Raw genomic sequence first — 25,130 nt, 5'->3', positions numbered from 1 at the left:
CACCCTGCGCAATGGGGGGTGGAAAGCCCTGCCCTGGCGCGCTGCTGTTCCGGGGACCGATATAGGGCTGGCACTGGGCGTGGTGCTTTTGCTGTCCATCCTTATCCTGCCACTGCCCACCTTTATTCTGGATATGGGGCTGTCCATTTCCATCACCTCCTCGGTGCTGGTGCTTATGGTGGCGCTGTTCCTTGAGCGCCCGCTGGACTTTACCTCCTTCCCCACCCTTCTGCTGCTCACCACCCTTTTGCGCCTCTCGCTTGAAATCGCGACCACGCGGCTGATCCTCAGCCATGGCAGCGAAGGCCCCTACGCCGCAGGCCACGTTGTGGCAGCTTTTGGCGGGTTCCTCATGGGGGGAGATGTGGTGATCGGGGGGATCATCTTCTGTATCCTGCTGGTCGTGAACTTCATGGTCATTACCAAAGGGTCCGGACGTATTGCGGAAGTGGCGGCCCGCTTCTTCCTCGACTCCATTCCCGGCAAGCAGATGGCCATTGACGCGGACCTGGCCTCCGGCGCGATCAACGAGCGCTCGGCCCGTCTCAAGCGCAAGGAGCTGGAGGAAGAAAGCGCGTTTTACGGCTCCATGGATGGTGCCGCCAAGTTTGTGCGCGGGGATGCCATTGCCAGCATCATCATCACCGCCATCAACATTGTGGGGGGGCTGACCATTGGTGTGCTCCGCCACGGCATGCCGCTGAGCGAGGCGGCAAGCACCTTTACCATGCTGACCGTAGGCGATGGTCTGGTCTCACAGATTCCGGCCCTGCTGGTGTCCACCGCCGCAGGGATTGTGGTCACCAAAGGTGGCACGGATGGCACGGCAGACGTTATTCTGGCCCGCCAGCTCAGCGGTAACGCCAAGCCGCTTGGCGTGGCGGCGGCCCTGTCTGTCCTCTTTGCCCTTATGCCCGGCCTGCCCGCCTTCCCCTTTCTGGCCATTGCGGTGGCGGCTGGCACCGGGGCCTGGTTGCGCAGCCGCGCCCCCGCCGCCGACAGCGATGGGGACGTAACCGACATTACCCCACAGGCGACCGCCACCCCCATTTCCGACATTCTCAAGCTCGACCTGCTCCGCCTTGAGCTGGGCTTTGGCCTGCTGCCCCTGACAGGGGGGGACACTCCGCAGCTTGCCGAGCAGATCAAGGCGCTACGCCGCTCGGTTGCGACCGAGATGGGCTTTGTTACCCCGCCTGTGCGCATTCAGGACAACATCCACCTGCCATCGGAAAAATACGTCATCAAGCTCAAGGAGATCGAGATCGCCTCGGGCGAGGTCCGGCCCCACAAGCTGCTGGCCATGACGCCCTCTGGCGGTGCACCACCCGTGGCGGGCGAAAAAACAACCGAACCCGCCTTTGGCCTGCCCGCAGTATGGATAGACCCTGCGCAGAAAACCAAAGCCATGGCCATGAACTGCACCGTGGTGGACCCCGCCAGTGTGATTGTCACCCATCTGAGCGAGATGGTGCGCAGCAACCTGCCAGACCTGCTGACCTATGTGGCGACCCAGGCCCTGCTGGACGACATGCCGCGTGAGCAGCAGAAGCTGGTCAACGACCTTATTCCCTCGCAGGTACCCCTGAGCACCGTACAACGCGTGTTGCAGGCCCTGCTGGCCGAGCGTGTTTCCATCCGTGACCTGCCCACCATTCTGGAGAGCATTCAGGAAGCCTGCGGTATGGGCCTGCGCGGCATTGGACCGCTGACCAACCATGTGCGCACGCGCCTGTCGCGCCAGATCTGCAACGCGCTGGTTGGGCCTGGGGGATATATTCCCATTGTGACCCTCTCCTCCAAATGGGAATCGGATTTCATGGCGCATATCACCGGCCCGGCAGAAGACCGTAAGCTGGCTATGCCGCCTTCCATGCTCAATGTTTTTGTGGGAAAACTGCGCGATACATTTAACGCCCTTTCCACAAACGGCGAAATTCCGGTTATTGTTGTCGCCTCCCCTGTAAGAGATTCCATGCATGCCATTGTCGAACGGGTACGTCCTTCCATTTCCGTTCTGTCACAAGCTGAGATATACCCGCGTGCCCGGATCAAGACGGTTGCGACCATATCGTGACCATCCGACAGAAGACCGCAGCATGGGAGTAGAATATGCAGGATAGTCCCTCCGACACCGCAAGCCAGAAGGTTGCGGAGCGCCGTCAGGGAAATACGCGGGAGGAACTATCCGTGCCGGAGCAGGCGGCGGATAACGGCGCAACCGCGACCAATGGCGTGGCCCTTCCGGTCAGCCACCTGAGGGTAGAGGACATTCTGCGCTGGCACTCCGTGCCGCAGCCGCTCATTCAGGCCCTTGCAGGTAAAACACTGGCCGAAGGGCTGGGCAATATACTCTCCTTTGGCACCCTGCCCGATGCCACACGGACCCCCCTTGCCTTTGGCGGGGCTTCAGGCTCAGGCAAAACACTGGTGCTGGCCAAGCTGGCCGCACGCTACGTTCTGGCCGAAGAACACAGGAACAGCCCCCCACCGCTGATTATCGCGTGCGACCATACGGCTGGCAGCTTCGCCAAACTTTCGGCGCTGCTCCAGCCCTATAACATTCCCATCATTCAGGGGAACACGCCCGAAATTCTGGCCGACGCCGTGCACCACAAGGAGCCAGGACAACCTATTCTGGTCGATCTGCCGGGCATTTGCGTCTACTCCCCCGTCAGCATGGGCAAAATGATGCAGATGGTCGAGCGTGTTGGCGCAACGCTCAGTCTGGTATTGCCCGCCGGGCTGGACGCCGAGGAATCGGCCGATATAGGCTACGCCTTTGCCCAGCAGGGGGCCACCACCATGGTCGCCAGCAAAATGGATCAGGCAGGCCGGGTCGGGGGTATTATTGCCGCTGCCGCCTGCGGGCTCACCCTGACCTACGGCAGTTGCTCCTCCAACATTGTGGGCGGGCTGGTGCCACTGAGCGCCCCTGTTCTGGCCAACCGGCTGCTGACCCTGCCCTCCTGAACAACCGGGGCAAACCGCAGAACAGAACCGCAGGCCACTGCACACCGTGCATGGCCTGCCCCTTCCAACTCCCCCGACTTTGCAAATGCTGCAGTTACGCAGCATAACCGCGTGAATACCCTGCCGACAAAAGACCAGAGTGTTCCAGCGCGTTTCCAAAATCTTCACACCCGGAACATCCCCACAAACCGACGTTCCTTACGGGTGGTTTAAGAATGGCTTTTGCGCAGGGAATCTTTATAATACCCAGCTCAATTGGAGCACCGCAGTATGGCTTTGAAAAATATTTTTATGTCCTGCAATGTTCATTTAAAAAAAATCTCTTTGCTACTCTGCGTTTTGCTCCCTTTTTTCCAGTTGCGTGGTCGCGCCATAGCGGATCTGAGTATCCTGTTTATTGCAATAAGCTTTTTACTATACTGCATTTTTGAAAAACATTACCGCTGCTTCCTCCGTGGCTGGTTCCCTTATGCTCTGGGCCTTTGGGGGGTTATTGTTGCCTCCTCCATACTCAACGGGTCCACACATACCGTTCTGGAAGCCATAGCGCTCCTGCGTTATTTTATTTTTGCCAAAGCACTGGAAGAATGGCTGCTGGATAATACGCAAAAGCAGAATCTGCTGGGTCTGTGCGTCACACTGGCCGGGGTGTGGATTATCTGCCAGTGCTGGGAGCAGTATCTGCTCGGGGTTAACCTGTGGGGTTATCCCCGCTGGCTGGATGGCGCCCTGACCGGCCCGTTTTTTCAACCCCGTGCCGGACCGCCGCTCGCAATCATCATGTTCCCCGGATTAATGATCTATCCCATGCGTATGGTGCAGAAAAAGGAACTGGCCCAGAAGCTGGCGGGGCTTGCCCTTATGTCCTTTCTGCTGCTGACCGTGGTCATAATCGGGCAGAGAATGCCTGCGGTGCTGGTGTTTTTTGGATTTTTCCTGTGCGCCATGCTGATCAAAACCACACGGGTTATGGTTCTGCTGGCCACATTGTCCGGCTTTGTGGCGCTGGGTCTTCTGCCGTTTATCTCCCCTCCGTCCTATAACAAGCTGGTCCTGCGCTTTTTTGAACAACTCGGGCATTTTTCGCAGTCCCCTTACGGGCAGCTTTATATCCGTGCGCTCAACATGATTCACGCGCACCCCCTGCTTGGCCTGGGCTATAATGGTTTTCGCGCCCATTGCAGCGAGACAGCCTACCTGTACGGTGTGCCACAGTTTGCCAACATGGTTGCCGGGCAGGACATAGGAGCAGGATGCACCATTCACCCCCACAACACCTATCTGGAAATCACCACCACGGCAGGGCTGACAGGGCTGTTCCTGTTTGTGTGTATGGTTCTGCTCTGGCTGAAAAAACTGCTTCAGACCGCACTTGCAAGTAAAGACCTTATGCAGGCCATGCTTTTTATTACAGCATGCATGCTGTTCTGGCCTCTGGCCTCGACCAGTTCCCTGTTTACGGAACGCACCGCAGGATGGGTCTTTTTAATGGTCGGGTGGGGACTGGCGCGTGCGCGGTGCCTCAGCCCCGCATGCACCCGGCAAGCCAGACCATAAACCATGCAGTCCTGAACATGGCGTAACCGGGGCTTCACCCAAAAACAGGGTTGTTAAGACCTAAAACAGGTCCACTACGCCAGAAGGTCTGGCCATATCAGCCTGCAAACCATAGCGCAGCACCCGAATAACATGGGAGAGCTTAACGCCCTGACTCAGCACGCCAACATCCAGCGGCTGCGTTTCATCCTGTTCATAACAGGCAACCAGATTTTTAAGCACGGTGGACACGGCCTCCACCATTTGCGTGGCAGAATCCAGCCTTTGCAGAACTTGCGCATCTGTATCACTCAACGATGCGGTGGCCATGTTTTCGCCTACCACGCGCTGCACACCCATAAAATCCTGGCAGGTCTCGTCCAGAAGTTCCACCAGATGGTCCATGACATCATGCAGACTACATGCGCTTCCGGCTACGCCATGGGGCAAAGGGGGCACCACATCCATCTTTTTCTTCCTCTCCGGCCCGGCTTTTTAAAACAGCTCGACCTCGGAACTGGCCTCTCTGGCCCATTTCCGCTCTGCTTCAGCCTCACGCCGGCTGTAGGCGACTTCCTGCTTGCCAATACCCTGCACGTCCTGCACCAGATTCTGCTGCGCACGGCCCGTTGTTGGCCAGAACCGAATACGCCGGGCCAATGTTCCGCCCAGACTCTGCGACACGCAGCGAATACCTTCATCCACCAGATAGTGGGTCACAAAACGAATATTTTCCTGCCCTATGCGGCCCAGACTGGGCACTACAGCCGCGCCACCAAAAACCTTGCACTCCAGCCGACCACGCTGTGCCCCGGCTTTGAACAGACCATTGACCAGCATTTCCATGGAGTTCACGCCAAACCGCATGGCCATGCCGGATTCATTCACTCCCCCATCTGGTAGCAAAAAATGGTTGATGCCACCAACACGCGCAAGCGGGTCAAACATGCAGACCGAAATGCAGGAGCCAAGCAGTGTTGCAAAAACCACTGACGGATCGCCAGAAATTTCCACTTCCCCCTGAATAACCGTTTTAACTACGGTGTGATCGCTCACTTTATCGGCCCGAACACCTTTTCCAGAACCTCACGCAGCTTGGCCACAGTGTACGGTTTGGCAAGGAAGTTGTTGACACCAGCCTTGACCGCTTCCTGCACCAGATCCTTGCTGGCTTCACCGGTCAGGATAATAAACGCCACTTTCTGGATTTTCGGGTTGCTCCGCACCGCGCGCAGCAGGGTCAGACCATCCATAACCGGCATGTTGAAGTCAGAAATCACCAGATGCGTGGGGTTCTGGTCCAGATATTCCAAAGCCTCCTTGCCATCCTTGCGCTGGGCAATATTGGTAAAGCCGATTTCGGCCATACTGTTAGCCAGAACCTGACGGATAGAGGCCTGGTCATCTACGATCAGGGCCTTGATTTGTGAAGCGGCAGGCATTTGTCTCCCCCTTATTCCTAGTCTCAATTCCAGCCATCAAAGACCGGCATCCGATAAACAGGGCGGTTAAAAGCCACCCTTTTCTGGTATGGTCAGCGCGTGTGAATAGCCATGGCCGCGGAGCTGATCTGGCGCAATGGCACAACCTGACAGGCCGCACCAATTTCCGCCGCAACCCGTGGCATTCCATAAACAACTGAGGACGTTTTGTCCTGCGCGATTGTATAGGCACCGGCCTGCCGCATGTTCAGCAGTCCTTCTGCTCCATCCCGCCCCATACCGGTCAGGATGATCCCCAGCGCATTCCGCCCGGCATGTTTGGCAACAGACTTGAACAGCACATCCACCGAGGGGCAGTGCCCACTGACCGGCGCGCCACTGATCAGCCTTGTCACGTATTTGCCACCGCCATTATCGATCACAAGGTGCCGGTCCCCGCCAGGAGCGATCCGGACCATGCCGGGTTGCAGCACTTCTCCATCCCGCGCTTCGGCAATGGAAAGTGCCGACATGGACTGGTTAAGCCGATTTGCAAAGCTGGCGGTAAACAGCGGGGGCATATGCTGGCAGATAACAACCGGCGGGCTTTTTTGCGGAAACCCTGAAAGCACTTCTTCCAGCGCTTCCACCCCACCGGTGGACGAGCCAATGGCCACAAGGTCCACCGAATTACCCCACGTGGTCTGCACATGGCTGACCGGAGAAGACGGTGTGCGCCGCTGAATGCGCGAGACCGGCTGCGAGCGGGCCGCCAGCACAACCAGCCGCCCAAGGCCTGCAAACGCATCCTCCCCCGGAGCCACGTTGTGCTTGGGGTAGCAGTCAAACGCCCCCATCTGGAGCGCCGTAATGGCCGTATCCGCCCCCTTGGCTGTCAGGCTGGACACCATGACAACGGGGATGGGGCGCATCCGCATGATTTTTTCCAGAAACTGCAGGCCATTCATCCCCGGCATTTCCACGTCCAGGGTAATTACGTCCGGCTGATCCTTGATAATCAGGTCGCGCGCTTCCAGCGGGTTTGCGGCTTCACCACAGACTTCAATATCAGGATTCTGCGCGAAGGAACGCTTGATCAACGCACGAATCGTGCGTGAATCATCAACAATCAGAACTCTTACTGGCTGGGCCATCAATCAGCTTGCTTTCCGGTAAATGGTCGGGGCCACCTGCTCCAGGCCGCATTGGCGAGGATCGGCCACTTTTTCGGAATGGCCAACATACAGAAAACCACCTTTTTCCAGCTTGTCGGCCAGACGCCCCCACAGGCGCTCACGCGTGGGTTCATCAAAATAAATCACGACGTTGCGGCAGAAAATAACCGAAAACTGCCCCCGCATCGGCCAGTCGGCATTCAGGTTCAGCACCTTGAAGACCGGAAGCGTACGGATGTCGCCGACAAAAGTCAGGTTCCCCCGGTCATCTGCCTGCATGAACTGGTTTTTCTGGGCGGTAGAAATACCATCTGTCTCGCTGGCGACATAGCTCCCAACGGCAGCCTGCGCCACTACGTTGGAATTGATATCCGTCGCCAGAATACGCATGTCATACGATGCCGCCTCGGGAAAAACCGACAGAACAGACATGGCAATGCTCCACGGCTCCTGCCCTGTAGAACACGCTGCAGACCATATGCGCCCACGCCCGCCACTACGCAGCTTGGCTGCCAGCACAGGCATGACAGTCTGCTCCATATGCACAAAATGCGGCCGCTCCCGAAAAAAGCTGGTGACATTGGTTGTCAGCGCGCAGACCAGCTTTTCCATTTCCGCCCGGCCAGAGGGGCTCTGCACATAGTTGAGATAGGCGTGAAAACTGTCCATACCGCTTTCCCGCACACGGCGGGACACGCGTGAATACACCAGCGTACTTTTGGAATCGGGAATAAAAATCCCGGCTTCCTGCTTGGCGATCCGCCGCACCATCTGAAAATCGGCGTCCGTGTAATCCGGATCGGCAGTGGAACTCACGCCTCCCATCAGGAAGTCATCCCACCTACCAGCTGACCAACCACAACCTCAAGCCGGAGCACGCCAATCATGCGGTCCGCAATCATGACCAGACCGCTCAGGCTGCTGTCTTCCTCCGCCACGGCCTGAATGTCAGCCAGATTGACATCGGCCATGTCAATCACCCGGTCCACCAGCAGGCCACACACCGTGCCATTGCGGGATTCCACAATAATCACCACGCGGCGCGGGTTGTCGGGCTGCGGCTCCACGTTCAGGTAAACCGCAAGATCGATCACGGTCAGGATAATACCGCGCAGATTGATCGCGCCGCACACATAATGCGGAGCAAACGGCAGGGCTGTTGTTTTTTCAAACCCACGAATTTCGCGCACGCTCAGGATAGGAATACAATATTCCTGCTCACCCACTGCAAACACGATCATCTTGACAAGTTTGGTGTCCGCCCCGGCTTCGTCCGTCATATCCATTTTCCTACTCAAATACAGATCGGCTGATGTGGTGTTAGGTTTTATGCCGCAAGTCCTGTGCGAACATCCGATGGTCTCGTGTCAATCCGCCCCAGAGCATTTGCAACCAGTGCGGGAACATCCAGAATAAGGGAAACGCTCCCATCCCCCAGAATGGTGGCAGCGGACACACCAGACATCTGCCGGTAGTTTTTCTCGATGCTCTTGATCACCACCTGCGCCTGATCGCGAATATCCTCCACAATCAGGGCCGCACGGGCGCCGGACTCGTTTTCCACCACCAGAATCACGTCCTCCTCAGACGGACCACCCGCGTTGTACCCACCCAGCCCCAGTTCGGATGCCAGCGGAATAAGTGGCATGCACGCCCCACGGATGGACACCACATTGGCGCCATCGGGCAGCATGTAAATATCCTGGTGGTTGACCATCATGGTTTCCACCACGGAAGAAACCGGAACAACCATGGTGGACCCGGCCGCCACGATCAGCATGCCATCCAGCACGGCCAGCGTCAGCGGCAGGCTCAGGCAGAAAGTGGTGCCCTGCCCTTCCACACTGCTGATTGTCACACGCCCGCCAAGGCCCAGAATGGCCTGCTTGACCACGTCCATCCCTACCCCACGGCCCGAAAGATTGGACACGGTGGAAGCGGTGGAAAAGCCCGGAGCAAAGATCAGGTTATTGATCTCATCATCCGTCAGTACCGCATCGGGGGCAATAATGCCGCGTTTGACGGCGGTTGCCAGAACACGCTCACGGTTGATCCCGCCCCCATCGTCCTTGATGGTGATCAGGATACGGCCAGAACGGTGCCCGGCAGATAGCAGGATCTGCCCGGCAGGGGGTTTGCCTGCGGCAATCCGGTCTTCTGCACTTTCAATCCCGTGGTCCACCGCGTTGCGCAGCATGTGGGTCAGCGGGTCGGACAGTTTTTCAACCAGAGTGCGGTCCACTTCCGTGTCCTCACCCTCCAGGGTCAGCACCACGTCCTTGTTGGTCATGGAGCAGGCCTCGCGCACAACGCGCTGCATGCGCTGGAACACGCTGCGCACTGGCTGGGCCCGCACGGCCATGACGGCGTCCTGAATGTCGCGCGTCAGGGTTTTCATGCTGGCAATGCGCTTGATCATTTCCTGCTGGCCACCATCTTCACGCTGGCCAATGGATTCCAGCGCGGCCTGTGCAATCACCAGTTCGCCCACAAGGTCCATCAGGTCGTCCACGCGGTGCAGGTCCACACGGATGGTGGCCTGCTCAACCGGGCGGCGCGTGGCGGCGGCATTGCCTACGGCAATTGGGGCCGTGGCCGCAGGAGTTGGAGCGGGCGGCAGTTCCGCCATGATTTTTTCCGCAACGGAGATCGGAGCGTGAGCGGGGCTGGCAGCCACAGGTGCCTGCACAGGAGCTGCGTTGGTTACAACCGGGGCGGGCGTTTCCTCCGGCTCCTCGGTCGGGGTGGCCTGTGCCTCGGGCAGTTCTTCCTCACCACCGGGGCTGGAGCCACCATCACGCGTGATGGTCACGTCGCACACATCACTCACCCAGTCAAAGACCGTGTGCACGCTTTCCTCCGGCACAGCGGCGGGCAGAACCACGCGCCATGACAGGTAGGATTTTTCGGTTTCCAGGCCTGCCAGCGCGGGCAGCCCTGCGGTTTCGCACGTCACCAGACTTGCGCCACCATGCGCTACGGCCACATCGGACAGGCCGATCAGCAGATTACGCGCATCATCCCCACGATCATACATGGCGGTGTGGGGGCTGAACGTCACGACCAGCGATGCCGCGTCTGCCTGAGCGTCTTCCTCAAAGCCAAAATCGCCGAAGTCAAAATCAGCCATGACCGGTTCAAAATCCACCGGAACAGGCGCAAAATCGGCCGGAACGGTTTCTTCTTCCTTTTGTCCGGCATTCCCGCTGCCTTCGCCAATAATGGTCTGAAGTTCGGTACGGCTTTCCTCTATCCGGTCGGCATCGACCGTTGCGCCATCCTGTGCCTCAGCGACCAGATCGCTCAGAACGTCCATGGCCTTGAGAAAGGTTTTGACGATCTCTGGCGTAGGGGCAACCCGGCCGGAACGCAGGCCATCGAGGGAACTTTCGAACACATGCGCAAAGCGGACCAGATTTTCCAGACCGAACGATGCAGCCCCGCCCTTGACCGAATGCACGGCACGAAAAACGGCGTTGATTGTCTCCTTCCCGGATTCACCATCCGAAAGGGCAGACAGGCCACGCTCCAGTTCCTGAAGCTGCTCTTCACACTCCTGGAAAAAAACCAGAAGGATATCGTCCATGTCACCACTCATTCTGGTCTCTCTCTCCTTCAGGCAGTCACCCGGCGGATAGCCGCCACAAGGCTGTCCGTGCTGAACGGTTTGACAATCCACCCCGTAGCGCCTGCTGCGCGGGCGCGGGCTTTTTTCTCGGGATCGCTTTCCGTTGTCAGAACGATCATTGGCAGATGTTTGTACTGATCCAGCGCCCGAACCGCCTCGATAAATTCAAAGCCATCCATGCGGGGCATGTTGATATCTGTAATGATCGCATTGGGGGTAGGGTCGGCTGCCTGCAGGACTTCCAGCCCTTCCACGCCATCCCCACCCTGAATAACATCGTACCCCGCTCCTTCCAGAGCCTTGCGGAGCATACCCTGCATGGTGCGCGAGTCATCAACCGTCAGGACACGAATGCCCGATTTTTCCACCATAGTCCTCATTTCTCCTTCAATGGCGCCAGCGGCTCGGTCAGATACGCACTTACGCCAAAAAGGCCGTATGCTTCCACGACTGGCACCGATGGCGCCACAAGGGGGCATCTGCTGGCGAGGAGAACCTGCAAACACAGTCCTCCCAGGTACGTCACGCCAGAGGCATCCAGAGCAACCTGCCCGCCTCCGGCATGTTTAACAGCCTGTTCGATCTCACTCTTCAGGGCGAACGCCGCCGAACTGTCCAGACGTTCAGGTAAGGTCACACTAGCCAACGGTCCGCTCCCTTGTCAGCCGCACAGACAGGGGCCAAGCGACCCCTGACATACTGGAATAATGGCCATTAAAATTCTTCCCAGCCTGCATCGGAAGAAGTGGTGGGCATGGACAGCGCGGACGTGGCCGGGGGAGGCGTGACCTGTGCTGGAGCTGGAGGCGCCACACGGGCTGGAGCAGACGGTTTGGGCCGGGGAGGAGCAGAACGCGGAGCCACAAGTGCTGGACGGGACGCATGGTTCGCACGCACCCCGGACATATCCATTTTAAAGCGGCTGAGTGTCGCTGCCAGGGTCCGGGTCTCAGCAGTCAGGTTATGGCTGGCTGCTGTGGTTTCTTCCACCATGGCGGCGTTCTGCTGCGTGACCTGGTCCATACCGCCAATAGAAGCCGTGACTTCGGACAGGCGCTGGGCCTGATCCTGCGTGGAGGAGGAAATTTCCTCAACCCGGGTCGCAATGTTCTGGGTACTGCCTGCAAAATCGTTCAGGTAACGCCCGGTCTGCTGCACCAGGTCCACACCTTTGCTGACCTGTTCGGCAGCAACGGAAATCAGGCGTTTGATTTCGCTGGCAGACGTTGCGGACTGCTCGGCAAGCGAGCGCACTTCCTGCGCGACCACGGCAAACCCGCGCCCGGCTTCACCCGCACGGGCGGCTTCCACCCCCGCGTTCAGAGCCAGCACGTTGGTCTGGAAAGCGATGCCATCAATAACCGAAATAATTTCACCAATCGCATCGGACGAGCTTTTGATCCCGTCCATGGCTGTGGTGGTTTCGGTCATGACCTTTGTTGCAGCCTTAACTTTTTCCAGCGCTTTCTGGCTTTCGGCATTGGCGTCGGCGCAGGCTTTGGCGTTGCTCTGCACACCTTCGGTAATGGTCCTCACGGAGGAGGCGGCCTGCCCAAGATTGGCGGCCTGCTTTTCTGTCCGCTTGGCCAGATCGTCCGAGGCTGTGGAAATTTCGGCAGCACCGGTGGAGATCAGGTCCGAGTTGGAAGCAACAGCGCTCAGCGCCTCATTCAGACGCGTGGCGGAATGGTTGAACGCATCACGCAGGGGAGCAAATTCACCATCAAAAATCGGGTCATCAATCCGTGCGCGCAGGTCACCTTGCGCCATGTCGGCCAGCGCCTGACCCAGTCGCTCAATAACCAGATGGGTATGCTTGTCGCGTTCCTGGCTGCCGGTCAGGGCACCCTGAATTTCGGACGCCATTTTTTCCTGCCGCTGGCGGGCAGCAGCCTGTTCCTCCACCATGCGGGAGAAGCGCGCCATAATCCGGGCAAGACGGCCAACGCAGTCTTTGTTCTTGAGGAAGGGAACATTGCTGTGGGCGACACCGTTGCCGAGTTCTTCGCCCATGGTGGCCAGTTTTTCAACCGGCTCGGTAATCAGGCTCGTGAACCACCGCCATATCTGCCAGACAACCAACTGACCGAAAACAAGGGCCGCCATATTGATGATATACGTGTAATGAACTGGCGCGTGCCAGAAAAAGCCAACCGTCTCCACAATAATCTGGAACATGAAATATGCTTCCAGACACAGCATAACGACCCGAATCTTCTCGCGGAACGGAGCGTCCTTGTTCAGCCATTGCAGCATATCAGTGCAACTTCCTTCATATTGTTGGGGTGCCTTGTGCGGTAAATTCCGACCTTTTTTCCATCACGTGGAAAAAAACGCCAGCCAGCCCTGACCTTGATGGCCCCCCTTGCATATTTACAAAAACCGGGAAACGCCAGTGGACGCCCCTTGTGAGACATAAAGCAGATAATCTGTCGCTATCCAGACACACGGACCAGACATACAAACGCCTTCATACCGCGTTCATGTCTGGATGTCTTTACAGAAGATCGTATGATCCTCAGACAATCGGCTTTGCTCTCCCGCCAGATAAAATTCCTACAAGACAATACCTTTAGAAAGCCACCACTCCGGCTCCGCCCTGTGGCCCAGCCGAATTGATGACCACCCTCCGCGGAATGATAGCTTTTTCGTGACAATGAGCAAGCCTGTAACCGCATTGCAATTTCTAAAAACCTTGCAATATTAAAGGCTCAAACGCCCCATTTGCGACCAGTTATGAGCACGGGGCAATAAAACCGGCAGGCTCCACGCCATGCGCAGCCCCCGCTCCGACTCAGCCGCCAAAACTGCGGACAAGCCCCCCTGCCACCATCTGCCAGCCATCAACCAGCACAAAGAAAATCAGCTTGAATGGCAGAGATATGGTTGCTGGCGGCAACATCATCATCCCAAGGCTCATCAGCACGCTGGATGTGACAATATCAATAACCAGAAACGGCAGATAAAGCAGGAACCCCATCTCGAACCCGCGGCTGAGTTCGCCCACCATAAAAGCGGGCATAAGCACGCGCCACGGTGTATCCGCCACGTTTGCGGCAGGGGTTACATTGGCCAGACGCTCAAACGTAGCCAGATCAGCCGAACGGACGTGGGAGAGCATGAACGTGCGAAACGGCTCCGCTGCCGCCTTGAGCCCCTCCATCTCCTCCACCTGTCCGTCCATCATGGGGGCAATGCCCTGATCCCATGACTGCTGGAACGTAGGCTGCATGACAAAAAAGGTCAGAAACAGGGCCAGCCCGATCAGCACCATGTTCGGTGGCGTCCCCTGCGAGCCAATAGCCCCGCGCAGCAGCGAGAGCACAACAATAATACGGGTAAACGCCGTAACCATGACCAGCAGGCTGGGCGCGAGCGAAAGCACGGTCAGCAGGGCGGTCAGCTGGATAATGCGGCTGGTTGTGCCCGGGTCACCGCCTTTGCCCAGGTCCAGAGCTATGGACTGGGCATGGGCCACAACCGGCATGCCTGCCAGTACGCCCACCGCCAGAGTACATAGCGCAAGGCTCGCAAACCACACGCCACGTCTTGTAAAGGCAGGAACTGTCAAGGCTTGGGGCTCCGCTTGTGCATCAGACCAGAGGGGACCGGACCGGGGGCAGGCATAGCAGCATCGCCATCCTCTACCCAGCCCATAAACACATCACTGCCGCCGCCGGTCAGGACCAACCCTTTTTTCTGCCCGTAACGGATCACGCTTACCCGCCTGCGCTGGTCCACGGCCACACTTTCCATAACCGCCAGATTGGGCGTCTGCCGCCCTTTAAGCAGATATGGCTCCATGAACCTGAGCCCGTAACGGGCCAGAAAAATCAGCCCGATAACAAGTGCAAACGCAACTATGCAGGTTATGACCGGCATAACAAACGCCCCCGCCCCCAACCCGGCAGCGGGCTGGGCAATGCTTGCGGCGGCTGTACCGGGTGCAGACAAGGATTTTAACCGTTGGTCGTAGAAGAGGACAGGATTTCTGTCATGGTCACGCCAATATGGTTATCATCCACCACCACCACTTCACCACGGGCGATCAGGCGGTTGTTGGCATAAATATCCACAGCTTCCCCCAGCTTGCGGTCCAGTTCAACCACGGCACCGCGCCCAAGGCGCAGCAGCTGGTTGACCGGCATGGTGGCCGTGCCAATAACCGCCGTTATCTTGACCGGAATATCGTAAACGGCTTCCTTCTGGACGTCGTCCACATCCTTGCCATCTGCCGCGGGGGCCGCTCCGGGGGCAGCCGTGGCGGAGGCATCCGGCGCTGGCGTGCTGGTGGCGAAATCCTCAAGCCCGATATCGGTGTTGTCTGTTGTCATGATTGTCTCCGCCTGCTTATGCCTGCCCAGTGTTGTGCTGCATGCGCTGGCGCGCAAGGGCCGTTACACTGGCAACTATTTTTTCAGCCATGTTTTTGCGCCACTGCACTGGATCAATGACAATGGTATTGGCTGCCGTGGAAATCCGTATGATACCCGGTGCAAGGTCGGACAGGGGTTCGACCTGCACACCGCTGTCTGTCTGTAAGGCTGCCTGCAGGCGCTGTGTATCGGCCGTGCTGCACTGCACGGTCACATCACCCTCGCACTCCCGGGCAAAGCTGGCTGCATCAGCCAGCAGGTCGCGCTGCATGCCCTGCAACACCATGCCATCCAGTGCTGTCAGGCTCCGCACAATATCCACCACCGTCACCACGAAAACCTGCGATGCCTTGGTCAGCTCCCGATCACGCCGGGTGTTTTCCGCCTTGAAGGCGCTGGTCAGTTCGGCCAGGCACCCGGTGTAAAACGCCTGTAGCTCGCCATCCTTGTCGGCCGCACCTGCGGCGTAGCCTTCATCCCGCGCCTGCTGCTGCATGGCCGCCAGTTCGTCACGCGTCATGCTGAGCAGATTGGGGTCGGGCGGGGGGGGCTCGGGGGGGGTATCGTCCTCCTCGGGATTCTCCTGCGAGGCAGGGTCCACCTCCGGGACGCTAAAATCCTCCAGGTCCATCATCCGCGGGTACGGACGCGCAGGCATATCCGGCGTCCCGCTGGAGGAAACACCATCCGCCATACGGCGCACACCAGACCGGAAGAATACCCGTTCCAGCATTACGGAATGATCTCGTCGTTGCCGCCGTTTTCGGTCAGGTCGATTTCACCCGCATTGGCCATATTCTTGATAATGGTCACAATATCGACCTGCGCCGCATCAGCATCCTTCACGCGCACAGGGCCAAGGGCCGAAATTTCTTCGAGCAGAATACTGCCCGCGCGCTTGGACATGCACTGCAAGAACATCTTGCGCACGGTTTCGGACGCGCCTTTGAGGGCGAGGGGCAGTTTTTCGCGGTCCACCTGCGCCACAATGCGCATAAGGGCCTCGTGCGGCAGGCGCTTGATGTCTTCGAAGGTGAACATGAGCGCTTTCACCTTTTCCATATCGGCGTGGTTGCGCCTGTCCATGGACGCCATGAGGCGCGTTTCGGTCTTGCGGTCGAAATTGTTGAACACTTCGGCCAGCAGCTCGTAACTGTCGCGCTTGGACGAACGACCAAGGGAGGAAATAAACTCGGACCGCAAGGTGGCCTCCACGCTGTCCAGCACCTCGCGCTGCACCGTTTCCATGTGCAGCACACGCATCATGACCTCGGTTGCGTAATCCTCTGGCAGCAGGGTCAGCACACGGGCGGCATGGGCGGGTTGCAGGCGGCTGAGAATAACGGCGGCGGTCTGTGGGTATTCGTTGCGCAGGTAATTGGCCAGAACCATTTCCTGCACATTGCCCAGCTTGTCCCACATGGTGCGCCCGGCCGGACCACGGATTTCTTCCATGATCTTGTCGACCTGTTCGCCCGACAGCGCCTTGCGCAGCAGTTCCTCGGTGGTTTCGTACGTGCCGACCAGCCCTTCGGACGATTCGAAGTTCTTGGTGAACTGCGCACACACGCCTTCCACCACGGAAGCGCTGATCAGCCCCAGACCGGCCATGGCAACCGATATGTCCCGCACCTCGTCTTCCTGCAACTGCTTGAGCACCTTGACCGCGCGCTCACGCCCGGCAGCAAGCAGAAGAACGGCAACACGCTGCTTGCCTGTCAGGTGTCTGGTCTCATCATGCACAACGGGAGAAGCCGTTTCCGACTGCCGTGCATCAGAGGCTGCGGTCTCGGACATGGCCTAGGCTCCCTTCTTCGGATCCGGGGCGGACAGCCAGCTCCGGATAATCAGTATGGTTTCATCAAGGTTGTTTTCAAAGCGGTTGGCCACCTTATCCAGTGCTTCCTGCCGCAGTTTGCCCTGGACGCCATCCAGATCAACCACCTGACCATCCTCACCCACTGGCAGACCGCTGCTGGCATGGAGCATCTGGCCGTTAGCCCCCATAACAATGGAGCCATCCTCCACACCTTCGAGCAGTTTTTCCTGCCCATGCCCTTCCTTGGAAACAAGGGTAACCAGCCCGGTGCGGCGCAGCATAGGGCGCAGGCCGATAAACAGCGCACCCAGAACCAGCAGAATGGGAATAACCCACTCCGCCATGTAAATGAGCATTTCGCGGCTGAAGTAGTCTACGCTCGCACCCGCAAAATCAAACCCGCCATCGGGCATGAAGCGCATGGACACAACGCGCACTTCGTCCCCACGGGCCTTGTCAAAGCCTACGGCGGTCTGTGCAAGGGTGGTGATCCGCTCCATCTCGGAGTCGTCGAGCGGGGTCCAGACTTCCTTGCCGTTCTTGTCCTTGGTCATGGTGCCATCAACCAGCACCGCCATGCTCACCCGCGCAATGCGGGGGCGCGACTGGTTAACAACCCGCACACGCTTGCCAATTTCGTAGTTATTGGTCTCTTCCTCGCGGTCGTTGGTCGAACCGGTCTTGTTGTCCTGATTGGCGTTGGCGTTGGGCAGGTTGTTGCCAACCGTGGTACTGGGGCTGGATTCGGTGTTGGCGCTCTTGTCCGAGCTGGTCTGCTGCGACCGCAACACCTGCTGGTTGGGATCGAAGCTTTCCTCCGTTTCGTGCACCTCTTCGGTGGACATGGTGACCGCGGCGCGGGCACGCACATGGCCTGCACCCAGTGTGGGCACCAGCATGTCCTCCACCGCCTGGGCAAGGCGCTGCTCTTCCGCATGACGGATTTTTTCCATCTGCGATTCCTGCCCGGCCAGACTGTCCGGATCACCCGGCTTGACCAGTACATCACCGCGCGTATCCACAATGGAAATATTCTGCGGGCGCAGGCCCGGCACGGCCGCGGCGACAAGGTTCTGGATAGCCTGAATACCATCTGGCGCCATACGGCCCGCACGGCCAATATCCAGCACCACACTGGCCTGCGAGGGATTGGTCTCGGTCGAGAACAGGTCCCTGTGCGGCAGAACCAGATGCACACGCACATTCCGTACCCCGTGCAACAGGCGAATGGAGCGTTCCAGCTCACCTTCCATGGCACGGGTTTCGTTGATCGACTGTTCGAACTGGGTGCTGGTCAGGGTGCCGCTTTTGTCAAACAGCTCATACCCGACCGCGCCACCGCTGGGCAGACCGTCCTTGGCCAGCAGCAGGCGTGCACTGGCAACCTTGTCCTTGGCCACAAAAATACGGGTGCCGTCCTGGCTGGTGGTAAAGGAAATATGGGCCTTGGCGAGATCATCGGCCATTTCGGCCGCTTCAGTCAGGTCCAGGTCACCGTACAGCAGGGCGCTGGCCCCCGCTCCGGCGTAAAAAGAAAAATAGGCCAGAGCACCCAGCAGGGCAGCACCCGCAATACCAAGTGCAATCTGCTGCGTGCGACCCAGAGCCCTGAGACTTGTAAGAAAGTTTTTCATACGGAAATGGCTACGCTGTCACGATGGAAAAATGGGGAATCACACAACTCTCCAGACGTTTCAGCATCCAAACACTCCGCGCTCCGCCAAACCATGGCCTTGCCATCGCCTTGTCATACCCGTCAAGATAAACTGGCTGCTGTATAGCCATAAACACATCAGGGGCACGTTGTGCCACAGTAAAAGAACAGCCTTGCAACACCAGACCCACTCCAGCTTGTATTGTAACCCGGTCCGGCGCACCAAACGAACCCCGTTTTATGGATAATACGCGTTTGTCGGCGGCACTTTTTTAATCGGCATGTTCAATCGCTGCGCGTTCTGGTCCTGCGTCAGCCCTGTCGGGCCTTCCGCCACCTCACGCGCCACATTGGGCATCAGGTCCGGGCGGGCCCAGCAGTCCACACCATTCCAGCTTTGTGTGCAGTACGGCTGCGGAGCGGGTGGGCGCACGGGGGGGGCACACCAGTCCTCCCCTTCCTGAATATAACCGGCGTTACACTCACGCCCCGTTATTTTGCTGGCAATATGATCGGGTGAACACCCCACAACCGCCAGAAGCAGGGCCATCATTATTCCGCGCCTGATCATCATGCCTTTTTGTTCCCGTCCTTCAAGCCTACACGCACACCCTGCGCCCGACCAGGCCGATCTGATGCCTGATGCCGCCAGACCCGGCAAGCGGACCTGTCGCTACCAGATGATCTGTTATTTTAAGCCACTTCCCATGTAAATGCGAGACAAGAGCCACCCTTGCGCCAAAAAACCCCAGAGGGCCAACGGCTATGGGGAAGGCTGCGCCCCGCCTGCACGCGCACCCGCAGCAGGGGTAACACTGACGCTGGGTTTGGCCCACCATGTTGCCGTACCCACGGTCTGCGCCATCCGGTCTCCGCCATCGCCTCCGTCAGAGGACGCCCGGAAGCTCCTGACCCCGGCCATAAACTGGGAAATAAGGTTCACACGCTCGGGCGACATGTTACCCATGATGGCCGACACCTTGCGGGTGTTCATTTTGCTGGCCACGGCAATAAGTACGTGAATGTCCATGATATTGAAGACCGCCGCCGCCTCCTTGGGGGGCATGTCCTCGTAAATCTTGACCAGCCGGTCCGTCTCGGCATCCATCACCTCACGGTGGGCGGCCTGCTTCTGCTCCAGCGTGGCCATGGAGGCATCCAGCGTGTTCATTTTCTGGTCCAGCACGGCACGGGCTGCATTCAGCACATGTTTCTGCTGGTCCAGTTGCTGCTGCTCGCCCTCAATGGTGGACTGCCGGGCCAGAATATCCTTGACCAGATCGGCCTCGGCCTTGCTGACTTCCGGATCGGGGTCGGGGCCAAGGCCAGCCGCGCCGGTTTTAACCTGCGCACAGGAAATACCCTTGGCGCAGTCATCCGCCGCGACAGAAACCTTTTTTTTGCCCTTACTCGCCGTATCGCCCACATCGGGGGCCATTTCCGCCGCCTGATTGGCGTCCAGAACGGAAACCCAGCCCTCCAGCGCGTCCTTGTCGCTTTTGGTCTTGCTGCTGGAATCGTTGACGGAAGGCATGCTCTCCGCCGCCGCCGCCTGGGCGACAGAAACCAGAGGCTGCCCGGCCGTCTCCGTACTCTTATCCTTCATGTGTCCGGCAATGGTGTGAATATTCATGGCCAGAAGAAGAGTCATCAGGCTTGATGAAATATGCACAAGTTTCCCGAACGACAAACGGGGTATCAGCATCACAACCTACGACATCTCTTCATAAAAACACTCCGGCGGCCGGGCATGTGGCAGAACCAGCCACATAAAGGGGAGTGCAGCCAGCCACACACCCCACCCACAAGCCTGCCCCCAGACCAGACACAGATTTACGGCTGCGTATCGGACATGCCCATCAGGGAGGCGTGGCCATCCTCCGTTTCCGCCGTGGAGCGCATGACCTGATCCACATCCCCCCAGACCGAACCGTTATCCACGCCCGAAGATGTGGCCTTGGAGGATTCCGTTGCAGTGGACTTGGAGGACGCCACCACAGCCGGAGCGGGCTTGACCTCAACCTTGACGGCCTTGGCCGAAACCGGTGCGGGGGTCGGGGTCGGGGCAAAGCTTACCGGGGAGGCGGCAGGCGTTACGGGCGCTGCCGGAGCAACAGGGGCCACGCCAAGGGCTGCCGTGGTGATCTTGAAGTCACCGGTCAGTTCCGCACCCTGCTGGATGCTGCACCCGCTCACGCCTTCAAGGAACAGCGTGCAGTTCTGGATTTTGGCTGTGCCGGTCGCAAAAAAGCGCTTGGCGCGGACAACCACGTTTTCCGCCGTGCCACGAATAACCACTTCCTCGGCCACCAGCTCGCCCGAAACCACGCCGCTTTCCAGAACATCCACAATCGGGGCATGCAACTGCGCGCTGCGCACCGTACCGCCAATGGCGATGGGGGCGTCGGTTTCGCACTTCAGGCTGGCTACATTCAGCCCCTGTACAAGTATGGTCTGCTTAGGCTCGGCCAGGGTGCCGAATGCGTTGTCACCGTTATTCATGCTTATCTCCCGTGGTGTTACCTGCTGATGATGCCAACATCGCCATCCATTGCGCGTCGGGGCCACCGCCAGCGTTCTTCTGGCCGCAGCCACCCTGCCCCGGCATTGATGGCCATGCAACACACAGAAAACAGGCATTGCACAGCTTGTTGAATGGGGTAAATTGAACCGTTATGTCAAGTTATGCGTTGGGGAATGTTCCACCTTTTTGGAAGCTTCATCGCAACGCAACATAAACCCGGTGTCCCCCCTCCTAGAACGGCAGGACATTGTCCAGAATCTGCTGGCCGTAACGCGGGGTCTGCTGCTTGGTCAACTGCCCACGCCCACCGTAGGAAATGCGCGCCTCCGCAATACGGTCATGGGTTACGGTGTTGTTTTCCAGAATATCCTGCGGGCGGACAACGCCGCTCACCATAAGCTGGCGCAACTCCCCGTTAATACGCACTTCCTGACGGGCCACCACCACAAAATTACCGTTAGGCAGCACCTGCGTAATGGTGCCAGCCAGTGTGAGTGTCACCGCTTCTGTCCGGCGGATGGTGCCGGTACCGGCATTAGCACTTGCGCTACTCGTGTTCAGCGCATCTGACCGGGTCAGATGCGACAGCGCCTTGCCCTTGAAGCCGAACAGGCTGGGAATACCAAAATCCTCCGACCCGCTGGACGAGGCTGAAGTATTGTCCACGAGGTTCGCGTTATCCGCAATCTCGACCTTGATCGTCAGCAGATCCCCCACCTGAGAGGCGCGCTGGTCCTTGAAGAAGGCGCGGCTCCCCGGCCGCCACAGGCTGCCCACCTCTGTCGGCGGCGCCTGCAGGGGGGGCATGGGCATGGTGACCGGCCGGTAATCGGGCATTTGCGTGGGGTCCGATGTGCGGGTCATGCGCGGAGGATGCCCAAGTTCGCTCGTATCCGCCAACCCGGAACAGGAGGCAAGGCCCAGCAATCCGACCATAATGGCACCAGACAGACGGTGTTGGGTCAATAAGTCTCTCCAAGTCATTCAGCTACTACCGGGGGCATATGCCGCCCTACCCACCGGAGCGGGAGGACGAACTGAGGCGACGCAGGGCATTCCCATCCGATGGCACGGCGCCCGATGTGGTGTCCACCTCCATTTCGGACCCGTTGATGACCCGCCCTGTCAGAATCATTTTGCTGGCCAGGTTGAGCGCATGCACATACTGGCCCACACCCCCATCCTCCAGCGCACGCCCTGTTGCCGACAGCCGCAGGCCCGGCGCAGTGTAGGAGAGCATGATCGGGTCCCCCTTGTGCATGACAACCGTCCGCCGCAGGTCCCGCTCCAGCACGGGCTCATCCACCATAACACTGTGCAGGAGGGTCATGCCCGCCACGTCCACATCCCCCGTATAGGCTCTGGAACCACTCCGACCCGTATAGGAGTCGTCCACCCGCACATCCGCTGCGGCAAGCACGGCTCCGGCCGAGAGCGCATGCGTGTAAACCAGTACACGCTGCGCCGCATGAACCACCCCGGTCAGCAGAAACGAATCCTGCGTAATATCACCCAGCGGGTGTGTACGGTAAACCGTGGCGGAAAAACGGCCACTCTTCTGGTCCCAGTCCAGATCGGACATCACAACGGGTTTGGGATCATCCGCCGCAACGGTCATGGGATGAAAATCCCCCAGCTCAACCGTTACCTGACCATCGCCCAGATCAGGCAGGTTCTGCTTGACCATATGGATAAAAAAATCGCGGTCCAGCACGCGGCCAGCCCGTGTAATGGTTACCTGAGCGGTTGCCGACTGGTCCATCCAGTCCACACCATACTGGTCGGCAATGGCCAGAAGCTGCCGCCCGCCCACAACAAAACTGCTGCCCGGCAGCGGTGCTGGCCCCAGAACGCGGTCCTGCCCGGGGTCTAGGTCCATGAACAGGTCCGACAGCCGCACCGTATCCGATGTGACCGTGGTTGCCGTGCGCAGGGTTGCGGCAAGGCAGACCACAGGCGGCAGAACCGCAAAAACCGCAGCCAGCAGCGGCAGTATGGCTGCCCGCAGGGACATGTTATTTCAGATTCGTAAGTGTCTGAAGCATTTGATCAGAAGCGGTGATGACCTTACTGTTCATTTCATACGCACGCTGCGCAGTAATGAGGTCGGTAATTTCGGTCACGACGTTCACAGCCGATTCTTCCACAAAGCCCTGCCGGATATCCCCAAAGCCCGTACTCTGCGGCGTACCCGTAATGGGATCACCCGAGGAGGTGGTGGAGGTAAACAGGTTCTGCCCCATGGCGGCTAGACCGTTTTCGTTCTGGAAGGTTACAAGCTGGATCTGCCCTGCAACCTGCGCCGTGGTCTGCCCGGACAGGGTGTACTGCACCTGCCCGCTCTGATCGACGGTAATGTTTTCAGCGTTGTTCGGCAGCGAAATATCAGGGCTGAGCGGGTAGCCATCCGCCGTAACGACCGTCCCATCGTTGGAGAGGGAGAACGTGCCGTCCCGCGTATAGGCGTATTCGCCCGAAGGCAGGGTGACGCGGAAGTAGCCGCGCCCTTCAATGGCCATATCCAGCGCATTGCCGGTCTGTTCCAGAGTGCCCTGCTCGTTAATACGGTAAATGCCTGCGGTACGGACGCCAAGACCGACCTGCGCGCCAGACGGCACAAGGTCACCCGTATCCGAGCTCATGGTCCCCGCGCGACGCAGATCCTGATAGATAAGATCCTGAAACTCCGCCCGACGCCGCTTGTAGCCTGTGGTCGTCATGTTGGCGATGTTGTGGGAAATTGTCTCGACGTTCGTCGTCTGGGCCTGCATGCCCGTACCGGCGATATCAAGGGAACGCATCATAGGATGACAAGCCTCCGGGTGTGCCTTGCACCATGCTCACCCCAGCAACAGTACGATGATGGGAGCATGGGCGGGAACTGACATGGCCATACGCACAGCCGGTATGCTGCCACACCATGTATTGTCTGCAAGAGGTAAGACGACAGCATGACCATTGCAAGAGATTTTGTCTGGCCGGTTCCTTACCACTTATACATCCAGGCCACGTTTTGTTGTATATGCCACACATCCACTGTTGCTGTATTATGGCCAATCCAATAGATTTCCGGCACACAAACCATATCATGCCCCATGATTCGGGGCCTGCCGTGCATAAACAGCCCCAGACCACCCGCCGGAGTTAGAAGCCATGGACAACACGACCTACATCGCCTTGTCCCGCATCAATGCGCTGACGCATGACCTTGAAGTAACGTCCAATAATCTGGCCAACGCCAATACAACGGGCTTCAAGTCCTCCCGCGAGCTGTTTTCGGATTACATCGTCAAACAGAGAGACATTCACGGCATCCCCGGCGCGCGCACGGAAGCCTACACACAGGACCGCGCCACCTATCAGAACCACGGGCAGGGCCAGTTGCGCCAGACCGGCAACCCCACCGATTTTGCCATTAACGGGGAAGGTTTTTTTGCCGTGCAGACCACGCAGGGCGTGCGGCTGACACGCAACGGCCAGTTCCAGCGCCGCTCCGATGGAACCATTGTGGATATTAACGGCAACCCGATCCTCAACCGCTTCCAGCGCCCCATCGTTATCCCGCGCGAGGACGATGTTCTGTCCGTCTCCTCCGATGGCACGATTTCCACGCAGAATGGTGCAATCGGCACTCTGGACCTGATGACGGTGGACAACCTGAACACCCTCCAGCCCGAGGGCAACTATCTGCTCAAACCCACCACCCCCACACGGGCCATGCCCCGCAAGGAAATACGGCAGGGCATGCTGGAAAGCAGCAACGTCAACGCCATTATGGAAACCACCCGCATGGTGGAAATCCAGCGTGATTACGACCTGAACTTCCAGCTTGTGCAGACCGAATCCACCCGCCGGACCAACGCGATCGACAAGATCACGCAGGATTCCAGCAGCTAGGGCGCAGCCGGGCAGACCGTTTTGCATCGCGCGTTAACCTTCTGAAAACCATTGCGCCGTAAGACTCCTTTAACTGCCGCCAAATGGCTGCTATTCGTGACCGGATTTTTAAAACACGCCGTGATGG

At 58.6% G+C, this 25,130-nt stretch carries 26 protein-coding genes; 4 read left to right on the top strand and 22 right to left on the bottom strand.

The window, feature by feature from the left end:
- Window positions 1-4: 4 nt before the first annotated feature.
- From flhA to PY793_RS07385, 3 genes are all read left to right on the top strand, one after another.
- Complete coding sequence (flhA, locus tag PY793_RS07395) at window positions 5-2,077, top strand: flagellar biosynthesis protein FlhA (RefSeq protein ID WP_475638943.1); 2,073 nt, start codon at window positions 5-7, stop codon at window positions 2,075-2,077.
- Window positions 2,078-2,112: 35 nt separating this feature from the next.
- The gene (locus PY793_RS07390) at window positions 2,113-2,973 is read left to right on the top strand and encodes a P-loop NTPase family protein (protein WP_275177451.1); all 861 of its coding nucleotides are present in this window, start codon (window positions 2,113-2,115) and stop codon (window positions 2,971-2,973) included.
- A 339-nt stretch (window positions 2,974-3,312) separates the two neighbouring features.
- Window positions 3,313-4,530 (top strand): O-antigen ligase family protein, encoded by a 1,218-nt coding sequence (locus PY793_RS07385; protein ID WP_275177450.1) that lies wholly within the window; start codon window positions 3,313-3,315, stop codon window positions 4,528-4,530.
- Between the two features lie 60 nt (window positions 4,531-4,590).
- Here the strand turns inward: PY793_RS07385 and PY793_RS07380 are convergent, their stop codons facing one another.
- From PY793_RS07380 to flgG, 22 genes are all read right to left on the bottom strand, one after another.
- Window positions 4,591-4,977, bottom strand: coding sequence for a hypothetical protein (locus PY793_RS07380; RefSeq protein ID WP_275177449.1), 387 nt, complete (start codon window positions 4,975-4,977; stop codon window positions 4,591-4,593).
- A gap of 27 nt (window positions 4,978-5,004) precedes the next feature.
- Window positions 5,005-5,565: a chemotaxis protein CheD gene (locus PY793_RS07375; protein WP_275177448.1), complete on the bottom strand. Its 561-nt coding sequence runs from the start codon at window positions 5,563-5,565 to the stop codon at window positions 5,005-5,007.
- Window positions 5,562-5,951 (bottom strand): response regulator, encoded by a 390-nt coding sequence (locus PY793_RS07370; protein ID WP_275177447.1) that lies wholly within the window; start codon window positions 5,949-5,951, stop codon window positions 5,562-5,564. Before PY793_RS07370 ends, PY793_RS07375 begins: the two co-directional genes overlap by 4 nt.
- A 92-nt stretch (window positions 5,952-6,043) precedes the next feature.
- Window positions 6,044-7,084: a protein-glutamate methylesterase/protein-glutamine glutaminase gene (locus tag PY793_RS07365; protein ID WP_275177446.1), complete on the bottom strand. Its 1,041-nt coding sequence runs from the start codon at window positions 7,082-7,084 to the stop codon at window positions 6,044-6,046.
- A gap of 3 nt (window positions 7,085-7,087) precedes the next feature.
- Complete coding sequence (locus PY793_RS07360) at window positions 7,088-7,930, bottom strand: CheR family methyltransferase (protein ID WP_275177445.1); 843 nt, start codon at window positions 7,928-7,930, stop codon at window positions 7,088-7,090.
- On the bottom strand, window positions 7,930-8,385 hold the full coding sequence (locus PY793_RS07355; protein ID WP_275177444.1) for a chemotaxis protein CheW: 456 nt from the start codon (window positions 8,383-8,385) through the stop codon (window positions 7,930-7,932). The genes PY793_RS07360 and PY793_RS07355 overlap by 1 nt, the downstream gene beginning before the upstream one ends.
- Before the next feature lie 47 nt (window positions 8,386-8,432).
- A complete protein-coding gene (locus PY793_RS07350; protein ID WP_275177443.1) occupies window positions 8,433-10,691 on the bottom strand; it encodes a chemotaxis protein CheA in 2,259 nt (752 codons plus the stop codon).
- Window positions 10,692-10,720: 29 nt separating this feature from the next.
- A complete protein-coding gene (locus tag PY793_RS07345; protein ID WP_275177442.1) occupies window positions 10,721-11,104 on the bottom strand; it encodes a response regulator in 384 nt (127 codons plus the stop codon).
- A gap of 5 nt (window positions 11,105-11,109) precedes the next feature.
- Window positions 11,110-11,370 carry an STAS domain-containing protein gene (locus PY793_RS07340; protein ID WP_275177441.1) on the bottom strand — a complete coding sequence of 87 codons (261 nt, stop codon included), beginning with the start codon at window positions 11,368-11,370 and terminating at the stop codon, window positions 11,110-11,112.
- A 77-nt stretch (window positions 11,371-11,447) separates the two neighbouring features.
- The gene (locus PY793_RS07335; protein WP_275177440.1) at window positions 11,448-12,989 is read right to left on the bottom strand and encodes a methyl-accepting chemotaxis protein; all 1,542 of its coding nucleotides are present in this window, start codon (window positions 12,987-12,989) and stop codon (window positions 11,448-11,450) included.
- A 538-nt stretch (window positions 12,990-13,527) separates the two neighbouring features.
- Window positions 13,528-14,220 carry a flagellar type III secretion system pore protein FliP gene (gene fliP, locus PY793_RS07330; RefSeq protein ID WP_275177570.1) on the bottom strand — a complete coding sequence of 231 codons (693 nt, stop codon included), beginning with the start codon at window positions 14,218-14,220 and terminating at the stop codon, window positions 13,528-13,530.
- Window positions 14,221-14,300: 80 nt separating this feature from the next.
- Window positions 14,301-14,687, bottom strand: a complete 387-nt coding sequence (locus PY793_RS07325) for a flagellar biosynthetic protein FliO (protein ID WP_275177439.1) — start codon at window positions 14,685-14,687, stop codon at window positions 14,301-14,303.
- Window positions 14,688-14,692: 5 nt separating this feature from the next.
- A complete protein-coding gene (gene fliN / locus PY793_RS07320) occupies window positions 14,693-15,067 on the bottom strand; it encodes a flagellar motor switch protein FliN (RefSeq protein WP_275177438.1) in 375 nt (124 codons plus the stop codon).
- Window positions 15,068-15,083: 16 nt separating this feature from the next.
- A complete protein-coding gene (locus PY793_RS07315) occupies window positions 15,084-15,842 on the bottom strand; it encodes a hypothetical protein (protein WP_275177437.1) in 759 nt (252 codons plus the stop codon).
- Window positions 15,842-16,906 (bottom strand): flagellar motor switch protein FliG, encoded by a 1,065-nt coding sequence (gene fliG / locus PY793_RS07310; protein WP_275177436.1) that lies wholly within the window; start codon window positions 16,904-16,906, stop codon window positions 15,842-15,844. Before fliG ends, PY793_RS07315 begins: the two co-directional genes overlap by 1 nt.
- Before the next feature lie 3 nt (window positions 16,907-16,909).
- On the bottom strand, window positions 16,910-18,562 hold the full coding sequence (fliF, locus tag PY793_RS07305; RefSeq protein ID WP_275177435.1) for a flagellar basal-body MS-ring/collar protein FliF: 1,653 nt from the start codon (window positions 18,560-18,562) through the stop codon (window positions 16,910-16,912).
- Window positions 18,563-18,820: 258 nt separating this feature from the next.
- Window positions 18,821-19,156, bottom strand: a complete 336-nt coding sequence (locus PY793_RS07300) for a hypothetical protein (RefSeq protein WP_275177434.1) — start codon at window positions 19,154-19,156, stop codon at window positions 18,821-18,823.
- A 189-nt stretch (window positions 19,157-19,345) separates the two neighbouring features.
- Window positions 19,346-20,233 carry a MotE family protein gene (locus tag PY793_RS07295; RefSeq protein ID WP_275177433.1) on the bottom strand — a complete coding sequence of 296 codons (888 nt, stop codon included), beginning with the start codon at window positions 20,231-20,233 and terminating at the stop codon, window positions 19,346-19,348.
- A 182-nt stretch (window positions 20,234-20,415) separates the two neighbouring features.
- Window positions 20,416-21,084, bottom strand: coding sequence for a hypothetical protein (locus PY793_RS07290; protein ID WP_275177432.1), 669 nt, complete (start codon window positions 21,082-21,084; stop codon window positions 20,416-20,418).
- Between the two features lie 253 nt (window positions 21,085-21,337).
- Window positions 21,338-22,042: a flagellar basal body L-ring protein FlgH gene (flgH, locus tag PY793_RS07285; protein ID WP_275177569.1), complete on the bottom strand. Its 705-nt coding sequence runs from the start codon at window positions 22,040-22,042 to the stop codon at window positions 21,338-21,340.
- Window positions 22,043-22,118: 76 nt separating this feature from the next.
- On the bottom strand, window positions 22,119-23,120 hold the full coding sequence (gene flgA, locus PY793_RS07280) for a flagellar basal body P-ring formation chaperone FlgA (RefSeq protein ID WP_275177431.1): 1,002 nt from the start codon (window positions 23,118-23,120) through the stop codon (window positions 22,119-22,121).
- Between the two features lies 1 nt (window position 23,121).
- Entirely contained in the window at window positions 23,122-23,907 is a 786-nt protein-coding gene (gene flgG / locus PY793_RS07275) for a flagellar basal-body rod protein FlgG (protein ID WP_275177568.1), read from the bottom strand.
- A 352-nt stretch (window positions 23,908-24,259) separates the two neighbouring features.
- Here flgG and flgF point away from each other — a divergent pair, with 352 nt between their 5' ends.
- The gene (gene flgF, locus PY793_RS07270; RefSeq protein WP_275177430.1) at window positions 24,260-25,003 is read left to right on the top strand and encodes a flagellar basal-body rod protein FlgF; all 744 of its coding nucleotides are present in this window, start codon (window positions 24,260-24,262) and stop codon (window positions 25,001-25,003) included.
- Window positions 25,004-25,130: the final 127 nt, after the last annotated feature.

The sequence above is a fragment of the Acetobacter fabarum genome, assembly GCF_029069195.1.
Lineage (GTDB): Bacteria > Pseudomonadota > Alphaproteobacteria > Acetobacterales > Acetobacteraceae > Acetobacter > Acetobacter fabarum_A.
Note: the sequence above shows the minus strand (reverse complement) of the source record. Positions and strands in the feature narration are given on the sequence as shown.